The organism is Belnapia moabensis DSM 16746, assembly GCF_000745835.1.
In the GTDB taxonomy this organism is placed as follows: Bacteria; Pseudomonadota; Alphaproteobacteria; order Acetobacterales; family Acetobacteraceae; genus Belnapia; species Belnapia moabensis.
The window spans coordinates 19619-30078 of the sequence record NZ_JQKB01000060.1; the positions used below are offsets into that span (position 1 = coordinate 19619).

Below are 10460 nucleotides of genomic sequence, written 5' to 3' on the forward strand. Positions count from 1 at the left end.
GCCTGACGGGAGGCTTCCATGCACCATGGCTTCATTGCGGCGGCGCTGGCGCTTTGCCTGGCGGCGCCCGCCGCGGCGCAGCGCAACCTGGTGATCGCGGCGCAGACGCCGCCCAGCGCGCTTGACCCGCATTTCCACAACACCACCAACAACAACATGGTGCTGCGGCAGATCTACGAGCCGCTCTTTGAGCTCGACACCCAGGCCCGCCCGCAGCCGCGGCTTGCGACCAGCCTCCGCCTGATCGACCCGCTGACCTGGGAGGTGAAGCTCCGCGCCGGCGTCCGCTTCCATGACGGCACGCCCTTCGAGGCGGAGGACATCGCCTATACCTTCGCCCGCGTCCCCACCGTGCCGAACAGCCCAGCCCTCTTCACCCCGGCGGTGCGGACCATCAGCGCCATCGAGATCAAGGACCCGCAGACGATCATCCTCCGCACGCGGGAGCCGAACCCGCTGATGCAGATCGACCTGGCGGCGCCGGCCATCCTTTCGCGCAAGGTGCACGGGCCGAACCCCGCGACCTCCGACTTCAACACCGGCCGGCTCGCCATCGGCACAGGCCCCTACCGCTACGCCAGCTATCTGCCGAACGAGCGGCTGGAAGTGACGCGCAACCCGGAATACTGGGGCCCGGCCGAGCCCTGGGACCGCGTGACCTTCCGCTACATCCCGCAGGGCGGCTCCCGCATGGCGGCGCTGCTGACCGGCGAGGCGGACCTGATCGACTACGTCCCCATGCAGGACATGCCCCGGCTGGAGCGCGACCCGCGCTTCGCCCTCTTCAGCGTGGACAGCGTGACCTTCGTCTACCTCGCCCCGGATGCGATGCGGGAGACGACGCCCTTCGCCTTCGACCGCCAGGGCAAGCCGCTGCCGCGCAACCCGCTCGCCGACCGGCGGGTGCGCGAGGCCCTGTCCCTCGCCATTCCGCGCGAGGCGATCGCGGAGCGGCTCTATCACGGCCAGGCCCGCGCCGCCGACCAGTTCGCCGCGCCGATCGCCGCCCACCGCCTACCCAACCTGCCGCCGCTGCCGCATGAGCCGGCCCGTGCCCGCACCCTGCTGGCCGAGGCCGGCTACCCTGGGGGCTTCCGCCTGACCATTCACGGCCCGAACGGCTTCTTCCCCGGCGATGACGGGCTGCTGCAGGCCCTCGCCCAGTCCTTCACCCGCATCGGCATCGAGACCTCGGTCGAGACGCTGCCGCCGGCGACGCTCTTCACCCGCGCCACCAACCGCGAATTCTCCCTCTTCATGACCTATTTCAGCAGCTACCTGACCATCAACCCGATGCGCCAGGTGGCGATGACGCGGAACCCGGAGCTCGGCCACGGCCCCTTCAACCGCCAGCGCTACTCCAACCCCGCCATGGACGCGCCGCTGGCCGAGGCGCTGACGACCATGGACCCGGAGCGGCGCGAGATCCTCACCCAGCAGGCCGCGCAAGCCTTGCTGGAGGACAAGGGCGTGCTGCCGATCATCTTCCTCCGCAACACCTGGGCGGGACGGCGTGACAAGGTGACCTACGAGCCGAGCCCGGTGAACCACACCACCGCGCAATACGCGAAGCCCGTGCAGTAGCGCGGGGGCGTGGCCCGGCGCATGCTGCGGCATCGCCACTGCCACGGAGAAGCTTCGCATGCCCGACGCCGCCCTGCTCGCCCGCCTCGCCGCCGCAGTGGATGCGAATTTCGAGCGCGAGACCGCCTTCCTCGCCGATCTCGTCCGCTTCCCCTCCACCCGCGGCAACGAGGCGCCGCTGCAGGACTGGATGGCTCGCCAGCTCGCCGCCCGCGGCTATGCGGTTGACCGCTTCACCCTGGCCGATGTCCCGCTCGCCAGCCACCCCAAGGCAAGCCCGATGGTGGAGGCCGACCCGGCCCGCTCCGTCCAGGTCGTCGCCACCCATCGGGCGGAGAAGCCGACCGGCCGCAGCCTGATCCTCCAGGGCCATATCGACGTGGTGCCCGAGGGCCCCGACGAGATGTGGACCTACCCGCCCTACAGCGCGACCATCAAGGATGGCTGGATGTATGGCCGCGGCGCGCATGACATGAAGTCCGGCGTCGCCGCCATGGTCTTCGCCATGGACGCACTGAAGACCGCCGGCCTCGAACCCGCCGCTGATGTCCACCTTCAGACCGTCACCGAGGAGGAGAGCACCGGCAACGGCGCGCTCGCCACCCTGCTGCGCGGCTACCGCGCCGAGGCGGCGCTGGTGCCGGAGCCGACGGGCGGCACCATCACCCGCGCCCATACCGGCACGCTCTGGTTCCGCATCAAGGTGCGCGGCATCCCGGTGCATGTCGCCGTCGCGCAGAGCGGCAGCAACGCCATCCTCTCCGCCTACCACCTGATCCAGGCGCTCCAGGCCCATACCGCCACGCTGAACGAGGCCGCCCGCCACAACGAGTGGTACAACGGCATCGAGAGCCCGCTGAAGTTCAACCCCGGCATCATCCGCGGCGGCGACTGGGCCAGCAGCACGCCCGCCTGGTGCGAGGTCGATTGCCGCATCGGCCTGCTCCCCGGCGCCGATGTCGCCGAGATCCAGCGCGGCGTGGAGCGCTGCATCGCCGAGGCCGCCCGCGGCGACAATTTCCTCGCCAACAACCCGCCCTCGGTCGAATGGCACGGCTTCCTCGCCGATGGCTACGTGCTTGAGCCGGGCAGCGAGGCGGAAGCGGTTCTGGCCGCCGCCCATGCCCAGGTCTTCGGCGCCGAGATGCCGGCGCGCATCACCACTGCGGTGAACGACACCCGCTTCTACGGCCTCTATTTCGGCATCCCCGGCCTTTGCTACGGGCCGAAGGGGGAGGGGGCCCACGCTTTCGACGAGCGCACCGACCTCGACCACCTGAAGCAGACGACGCTCTCCATTGCCGCCTTCATCGCCGACTGGTGCGGCGCCCGCCCCATGGAATGAGATGAACTCCCGGTTTCCAAAGGCCCTCCGGCCTTTGGCGGGGTGGGTCTGGAAGGGGCAGCGCCCCTCCTGGCCCCCTTGCGCGCTTAGCCATCCTCGCCCCACAACACCGCGCCAACCGGAGAAGGGGAGGGCGATGCACCGGATCTGGACGCTGCTCGGCCTGCTGCTCGCGCTGCCCGTCGCTGCTCAGGCGCAATCGCGGCCCGGCCAGGCGCCGGGTGCCCAGGCCCCGAGCGGTCAGCCGCCGCTGACGGTGGAGCCCGGCGATTTCTGGGCCGATGTCCGTTCCTGGGACGACCAGGCCCGCCGCCGCCTCGGCCGCAACGCCGCTCCGGCGATGCCGACCCCGGGCGATGCCACCCCCGCCCCGCGCCCCCGCCCGCGCCGCCCCGCGCAGCAGCAGCCGCAGCAGCGCTGACCCGCCGCTACTCCGCCGGAGGCGCCATCACCGGCAGCGTCGCAGCATAAGGCTCGATCCGAAGGCTCTCGCTCCTGAGGATCGCCACCCGCCCGGCGGGGGCGAATCGCGTCCCCCCATCCGGTGCCCGCCCCACCGCATAGCGCCAGGCGGTGAGCCGCCCCTCGGCGACCAGCGCCCGCGCGATTCGCTCCACCCCCGGCCCGCTGCCGAGTCGCGCCAGCTCCGCCTCAGTCAGGCCGATCGTCACCTCGTCCCGCGGCCCGATCACCTTGAACAGACTGACTCTGCCCTCCGCGCCCGCAAGTCCCGGCACCATCGCCACCAGGGCGAGTCCCGCCAAAAACCGACGCAAGACCATGGCGACCTCCCATCCCTCGTTGTCCCGGCAGCATGCAAAACCCCGCCCCGCCCGGGCAATCCATCTCGTCTGCGTTGTGATGCGCCTGTGGATAGCGGGGATCATGGGGATGGATGCCGATGAGGCTTGACGAACTCACCCGCAAAGACCGCTTATCCATGAACGAAAGATGAACATCGGTGCCTGGCCAAGCTTTGGCCTGGGTCGGAACCAAACACCCCATCTGGTGTTATGGCGGGGGTGGGACGACAATATCTTGTGTCGCGTCGCTGCTGGATGCATTCTCCCCCACCGGGGGACTGGAAGGGATTAGGGCGGTGTTCGATACGGTTCAGCTTGAAGGCCATCACCAGGTTCAGATCGACCGCAGCCGCGACGCGCGGCTGACGGATTTCGGCAAGGCGACGCTGGATGACCGCTACCTGCTGCCCGGCGAAAGCTACCAGGACCTCTTCGCCCGCGTCGCCTCGGCCTATGGCGACGACGCGGCGCACAGCCAGCGCATCTATGACTACATCTCGAAGCTCTGGTTCATGCCGGCGACGCCCGTGCTGTCCAACGGCGGCACCACGCGCGGCCTGCCCATCTCCTGCTTCCTGAACGAGGCGGATGACAGCCTGGACGGCATCGTCGGCCTCTGGAACGAGAATGTCTGGCTGGCCGCCAAGGGCGGCGGCATCGGCAGCTACTGGGGCAATCTCCGCGGCATCGGTGAGAAGGTCGGCCGCAATGGCAAGACCTCCGGCGTCGTCCCCTTCATCCGCGTCATGGACAGCTTGACGCTCGCCATCTCCCAGGGCTCGCTCCGCCGCGGCTCGGCCGCCGTCTACCTCCCCGTCAGCCACCCCGAGGTGGAGGAGTTCATCGAGATTCGCCGCCCCACCGGCGGCGACCCGAACCGCAAGGCTCTGAACCTCCACCACGGCCTGCTGATCTCCGACGCCTTCATGCGCGCCGTCGAGGCCGATGAGGAATGGCCGCTGACCAGCCCGAAGGACGGCGCAATCATGCGGAAGATCTCCGCCCGCGCCCTCTGGATTCGCATCCTCACCGCCCGCATCGAGACCGGCGAGCCCTACCTCGTCTTCTCCGACCATGTGAACAAGGCGATGCCGGCGCACCACAAGCTGGCCGGGCTTGAGGTGAAGACCTCCAACCTCTGCTCCGAGATCACCCTGCCCACGGGCCGCGACCAGCACGGCCGTGACCGCACCGCCGTCTGCTGCCTCTCCTCCCTCAACCTCGAGAGCTGGTTCGAGTGGAAGGACGACCCACGCTTCATCCCGGACGTGATGCGCTTCCTCGACAACGTCCTGCAGAACTTCATCGACACCGCGCCCGACAGCATGGCGAAGGCGAAGTACAGCGCGATGCGCGAGCGCTCCGTCGGCCTCGGCGTCATGGGCTTCCACAGCTTCCTCCAGGCGCAGAACGTGCCCTTCGAGAGCGTGGTGGCGAAGGTGTGGAACAAGCGGATGTTCAAGCACATCCGCGAGCAGGCCGATGCCGCCAGCCGCCTCCTGGCCGAGGAGCGCGGCCCCTGCCCGGACGCCGCCGAGTACGGCTTCATGGAGCGCTTCTCGAACAAGATGGCGATCGCGCCGACCGCCTCGATCTCCATCATCACCGGCGGCGCGAGCCCGGGGATCGAGCCGATCGCGGCCAATGTCTACAACCACAAGACGCTCTCGGGCAGCTACATCGTCCGCAACCCCTACCTGAAGAAGGTGCTGGCGAAGCACGGCCGCGACGACGAGGACACCTGGACGAGCATCACCGTTCGCAAGGGCAGCGTGCAGCATCTCGACTTCCTGACCGAGCAGGAGCGCGCCACCTTCAAGACCGCCTTCGAGCTCGACCAGCGCTGGGTGGTGGAGCACGCTGCTGACCGCTCGCCCTTCATCTGCCAGAGCCAGTCGGTGAACCTCTTCCTGCCCGCCAACATTCACAAGCGCGACCTGCACCAGATCCATGTCATGGCCTGGAAGCGCGGCGTGAAGTCGCTCTACTACTGCCGCAGCCTGTCTATCCAACGGGCCGATACGATCAGCGAGAAGATCGTCGGCCAGGACGACATCATGGCGGCGCATGTGCCCACCGCGGCCGATGCGGCACTGCCGCTGCTGGCCCGCAGCGCGCAGACCGCGACGACCGATTACGAGGAATGCCTCGCCTGCCAGTGACGAGGCCGGCGGCCTCGCCGGCTCTCTTGCGGCTGTATTTTCCATTGTCGGAATTGGTGCGGCTTCAGTATATATGAAGTCGATATAATCTCCCAGCCGCTCGCAGACGAGGCTTGGCCGGCGTGGACCGTGTCCGGTCCTCCGCGCCCGGCCGGACGCGCTGCCGGCGCGGTCCAAGGACGTACCGGACGCATGGACCAGAGCGCCGCCGCCCCCGGCGTGCCACTTGCAGCGCCGGCGCCCGGCACCAGGCCCGGCCGCCAGCCCCGCGGATTGCGCCTTTACCTCATCGGCCTGATCCTGGCGGCCCTGCTCCCGGCCCTCGGCTTCGGCGCCGCGGCCTGTTGGACCGCACTGCGCAGCTATCACGCCGCTGCCGAGGGCCGGCTGCTCGACAGCGCCCGCGCCCTCGCCGCCATGATCGACAGCGAGATCGGCGCCCGCCGGGCCGCGCTGGAAGTCCTCGCCGCCTCCTCGTATCTCGATCCGGGCGGCGACCTCGCTGCCTTCGACAGCCTCGCGCGCAATATCGGCACGGCCTTCGGCGGCTGGGTGACAGCGATGGACAGCTCGCTTCGCCTGGTCGCCCATACCTTCATCCAGCCCGGCCAGGAATTACCCAGTTCCGGCGGCGGCCTTGGCCCGGGCGGGGGCGGGGCAGCGGTGGCGCGGGTCTTTGCCACCGGCCGGTTCACCGTGAGCGACTTGGCTGTCGGGCGCACCTCCGGGCGGTTCACCGCCTTCGTCTTCGTCCCCGCCCTGCGCGACGGCACGGTGCGGCATGTCGTCGGCATGCCGATCCTGCCGGAGCACCTGGCCCAGCTGCTACGCAGCCAAGCCTCGCCGGGCGAGGGCGCCATCGCCGTCACCGACGGCCGCGGCGTCATGGTCGCCCGCTCGGAAGACCACGAGCGCCTGGTCGGTCAGATGCGGCCTCAGGGAGCCGCGCAGGAGTCGTGGCAGGCCACCGGCCTCGTCTCGGGGCGGCGCTGGCTCGACGGCACGCCCATCCGGGTCGCCTACCACCGGCTTGCCACCGCGCCGGGCTGGACGCTTTGGGTGAACGAGCCCGAGGCGACCTTTCTCCAGGCCTGGCTTGGTCCGCTGCTGGCCCTGCTGGTCGGCGGCCTGCTGGCGCTTGGCTTCGGCCTGGCGCTGGCAATCGGCCTGTCCCGGCGGGTGCTGCGGCCCGTCCATGCCCTGGTGCGCCATGCCGAACGGGTCGCCGCCGGCTCGCCGCCTGGCGATTTCCTGCCGCCCATGGCCGACGCCCCAGTGGCCGAGTTCGAGGCCCTGCGGATCGCTGGCATGCAGGCCGAGGCGGCCTTGCGCCGCGGCGAGACCCGCCTTCGCCTGGCCCTGACGGGGGCCGGGCTTGGCAGTTTCGAGATCGACCTGCCCAGCCGCACCGCGACACGGACCGGACAGGTCCTGCCGGCCCGGCCGGACCTGCCGCTCGCCGGCTTCTCGCTCGACCGCTACTTCGCCGAGACGGTGCATCCCGAGGACCGCGCCCGCCTCGAAGCGGCGATCGAGACGGTGGCGCGGGGCGAGGCGGAGCATTACCGCGTCGAGTATCGCGTGCGGAAGGGCCAGGACGGCTGGACCTGGATGGAAACCTATGGCGGCACGGTGGAGCGCGACCCGGCAAGCGGCCTCCCGCTGCGCATCGCCGGCGTCGCCCGCGACGTGACCGAGCGCAAGGCGGCCGAGGCGCGGCAATGGCTGCTGATGCGCGAGGTCGACCATCGCGCCAAGAATGCCCTTGCCGTGGTGCAGGCGGCGGTGCGGCTGGCCCCGAAGGCGGATGCGGCCGGCTTTGCGGCGGCGGTCGAGGGCCGGGTCGCGGCGATCGCGCGAGCGCAGGGGCTGCTGACCGAGACCGGCTGGTCCGGCACCGGGCTGCGGATGCTGGTGGAGCGCAGCCTGGCCGCCTTCGCCTCGCCCGAAGGCGCTTCGCAAGAGGTGCCCTGGACGCTGGCCGGCCCGCCGGTCGAGCTGACCGCCGCCGCGACCCAGCCGCTCTCGCTCGCGCTGCACGAGCTGGCCACCAACGCCACCAAATACGGCGCGCTCTCGGTCCCCGGCGGCCGCCTCGTCCTGACCTGGCAGCTGGACCAGGCCGCTGGCCTGTTGAGGCTGCGCTGGGAGGAACACGGCGGGCCGCCGCTCGCCGGGGCGCCGGCCCACAGCGGCTTCGGCAGCCGCGTCATCCGCTCCGGCATCGAGCACCAGCTGCACGGCCAGACGACGATGCGCTGGGCAACGGAGGGGCTTGCCTGCGACATCGCCGTGCCGCTGGCACAAGCTGTCGCACCTACTCGCGCCCCAGAAATTGTGTTGTAAGGGCGCAACGCACACCAAATATGGTAGGGTGAGGAACTTCGGGACTCCCTGGGTCTTCTTGTGGCAAGCGGCGAGTCCGCCCATCCTGCGCCCACCGGGGACTCGATGGAGTGCCCGCCTCTCGCCCGCCAGCTGCAAGGACACCACCATGCCCGATGGCATCCACGCTCCCGACGAGCACCCCGTGCGCTTCGACCTGCTGACCGCCAACCCGGTCTACAAGCCCTTCCGCTACCCCTGGGCCTATGATGCCTGGCTGACGCAGCAGCGCGTCCACTGGCTGCCGGAGGAGGTGCCGCTCGCCGACGACGTGAAGGACTGGCAGCGCAACCTGACCACCGGCGAGCGCAATCTGCTCACCCAGATCTTCCGCTTCTTCACCCAGGCGGATGTCGAGGTGAACAACTGCTACATGAAGCACTACAGCCAGGTCTTCAAACCGACCGAAGTGCTGATGATGCTCAGCGCCTTCTCGAACATCGAGACCATCCACATCGCCGCCTACAGCCACCTGCTGGATACGGTCGGCATGCCGGAGCTCGAGTACAGCGCCTTCCTCAAATACAAGGAGATGAAGGACAAGTTCGACTACATGCAGGGCTTCACGGTCGACAACAAGACCGAGATCGCCAAGACCCTGGCCGCCTTCGGCGCCTTCACCGAGGGGCTGCAGCTCTTCGCCTCCTTCGCCATCCTGATGAACTTCCCGCGCTTCGGGAAGATGAAGGGCATGGGCCAGATCGTCTCCTGGTCGGTGCGCGACGAGACGCTGCACTGCCTCTCCGTCATCCGCCTCTTCCGCACCTTCGTGCAGGAGAATCCGGAGATCTGGACCGAGGAGCTGCGGCGCGACCTCTACCTCATCTGCGCCACCATCGTGGACCATGAGGACGCCTTCATCGACCTCGCCTTCGAGCTGGGCGGCGTCGAGGGGCTGAACGCGGCGGATACCAAGACCTATATCCGCTTCATCGCCGACCGGCGCCTGCAGCAGCTCGGCCTGCAGCCGCTCTACCACATCGAGAAGAACCCGCTGCCCTGGCTTGACGAGATGCTGAACGCGGTCGAGCACACCAATTTCTTCGAGAACCGCGCAACGGAGTACTCCAAGGCCAGCACCTCCGGCACCTGGGAGGAAGTCTGGTCCGATTGAAATTGTGTCCACGGAGGAAGAGGAGTGACGGATACCTCGGAGCCCTGAATTTCAGCTTCGACAAAGTGCTCCGACCCGGCGAGGGCTCCCTCGCCGGGATTTTTCACCCAATGAGACCTGTGCACGGATAGCGCTGGACCTGGAAGCTTGGCTCTGATTCGACGCAGGCGGTCAGCGGTGGAGGCTCGCATGCCGTGTCGTCGGGTCGGCCAGGACACGTTGGTGTTCAGCTCCGCAAGTTTTGGGCGTCGGTCGACTTTGGACAAGCTTCTGGATCCGATCGATTGGACGCCGATCGAGCTTCAGCTGCGCGATATTTCCTGTGCTGCGAAAGGGAGCCGGCCCAGCCGCCCCTGACCTTGTTCAAGGCCATGCTGATCGCGGTCTGGCATGACTCGTCCGACATGCGGCTGGCCGAGGCGCTTGGTGATCGCGCCTCGTTTCGGCGCTTCTGTAGCTTCTCCACCCATGCACCGACGCCCCGACGCACAGAAGCCGCTCGGGTCGGCGGAGTGACAGTGCAGATCGTCCGGGACCGGGTTGCTCGGTTTATGCCAAGGGTCCGGCTGGGCTGATTGACCGCAAGGCGCTGGGCCAGGCGTCACGGCTGACCAGTACCCACCACGCGGGAGCCCAACCCGATCGAGAACCTGTGGCAATTCATGTGAGACAACTGACTGCCGAGCCGGGTCTTCCGATCCTGCGACGACATTCTCGTGACCTGCCCCCTAGAAGTGGTCCGCTGGTATCGTAGTCCGGCGGCAGCGAAGGGGTGTTTGGGATGGCGAGGCAGAAGGCGCACACGCCGGAGGAGACCGTGGCGAAGCTCCGGCAGGCGGAGGTGCTGATCGGTCAGGGGAAGACGGTGGCGGATGCGGTGCGGGCGATCGGGGTGACGGAGCCGACGTACTACCGCTGGCGGACGGAGTTCGGCGGACTGAAGCTGGACCAGGTAAAGCGGCTAAAGGAACTCGAGCGCGAGAACGCACGGCTTCGGAAGGCGGTGTCGGACCTGACGCTCGAGAAGGTCATCCTGAAGGAAGCTGCCTCGGGAAAGTGGTGAGCCC

General features: G+C 68.8%; 8 protein-coding genes and 1 pseudogene. 8 read left to right on the top strand and 1 reads right to left on the bottom strand.

Going from position 1 to position 10460, the window contains the following annotated elements; translation table 11 throughout:
- Nucleotides 1–18: 18 nt before the first annotated feature.
- The 3 genes from EP26_RS23485 (at nucleotide 19) to EP26_RS23495 (ending at nucleotide 3350) form a co-directional block, all read left to right on the top strand.
- Entirely contained in the window at nucleotides 19–1584 is a 1566-nt protein-coding gene (locus EP26_RS23485; protein WP_052389574.1) for an ABC transporter substrate-binding protein, read from the top strand.
- A gap of 58 nt (nucleotides 1585–1642) precedes the next feature.
- Nucleotides 1643–2929, top strand: a complete 1287-nt coding sequence (locus EP26_RS23490; RefSeq protein WP_043342266.1) for an ArgE/DapE family deacylase — start codon at nucleotides 1643–1645, stop codon at nucleotides 2927–2929.
- A gap of 136 nt (nucleotides 2930–3065) precedes the next feature.
- Complete coding sequence (locus EP26_RS23495) at nucleotides 3066–3350, top strand: hypothetical protein (protein ID WP_043342267.1); 285 nt, start codon at nucleotides 3066–3068, stop codon at nucleotides 3348–3350.
- 7 nt (nucleotides 3351–3357) lie between these two features.
- Here the strand turns inward: EP26_RS23495 and EP26_RS23500 are convergent, their stop codons facing one another.
- Entirely contained in the window at nucleotides 3358–3711 is a 354-nt protein-coding gene (locus EP26_RS23500; RefSeq protein ID WP_043342268.1) for a hypothetical protein, read from the bottom strand.
- A 317-nt stretch (nucleotides 3712–4028) separates the two neighbouring features.
- Here EP26_RS23500 and EP26_RS23505 point away from each other — a divergent pair, with 317 nt between their 5' ends.
- The 5 genes and pseudogenes from EP26_RS23505 to EP26_RS23520 all read left to right on the top strand — a co-directional run.
- Nucleotides 4029–5894, top strand: a complete 1866-nt coding sequence (locus EP26_RS23505; RefSeq protein ID WP_211259526.1) for a ribonucleoside-diphosphate reductase subunit alpha — start codon at nucleotides 4029–4031, stop codon at nucleotides 5892–5894.
- Between the two features lie 192 nt (nucleotides 5895–6086).
- On the top strand, nucleotides 6087–8240 hold the full coding sequence (locus EP26_RS23510) for a sensor histidine kinase (RefSeq protein WP_043342269.1): 2154 nt from the start codon (nucleotides 6087–6089) through the stop codon (nucleotides 8238–8240).
- Between the two features lie 148 nt (nucleotides 8241–8388).
- Complete coding sequence (locus tag EP26_RS23515) at nucleotides 8389–9393, top strand: ribonucleotide-diphosphate reductase subunit beta (protein ID WP_043342270.1); 1005 nt, start codon at nucleotides 8389–8391, stop codon at nucleotides 9391–9393.
- A 194-nt stretch (nucleotides 9394–9587) separates the two neighbouring features.
- The gene (locus EP26_RS38680) at nucleotides 9588–9968 is read left to right on the top strand and encodes a transposase (RefSeq protein ID WP_408735111.1); all 381 of its coding nucleotides are present in this window, start codon (nucleotides 9588–9590) and stop codon (nucleotides 9966–9968) included.
- Between the two features lie 206 nt (nucleotides 9969–10174).
- Nucleotides 10175–10450, top strand: a pseudogene (locus EP26_RS23520) (transposase); the annotation flags it as partial.
- Nucleotides 10451–10460: the final 10 nt, after the last annotated feature.

Bases quoted from the DNA above. Each gene is read 5' to 3' on its own strand.
- EP26_RS23485 (WP_052389574.1), top strand. From the start codon at position 19: ATGCACCATGGCTTCATTGCGGCGGCGCTGGCGCTTTGCCTGGCGGCG.
- EP26_RS23490 (WP_043342266.1), top strand. From the start codon at position 1,643: ATGCCCGACGCCGCCCTGCTCGCCCGCCTCGCCGCCGCAGTGGATGCG.
- EP26_RS23495 (WP_043342267.1), top strand. From the start codon at position 3,066: ATGCACCGGATCTGGACGCTGCTCGGCCTGCTGCTCGCGCTGCCCGTC.
- EP26_RS23500 (WP_043342268.1), bottom strand. From the start codon at position 3,711: ATGGTCTTGCGTCGGTTTTTGGCGGGACTCGCCCTGGTGGCGATGGTG.
- EP26_RS23510 (WP_043342269.1), top strand. From the start codon at position 6,087: ATGGACCAGAGCGCCGCCGCCCCCGGCGTGCCACTTGCAGCGCCGGCG.
- EP26_RS23515 (WP_043342270.1), top strand. From the start codon at position 8,389: ATGCCCGATGGCATCCACGCTCCCGACGAGCACCCCGTGCGCTTCGAC.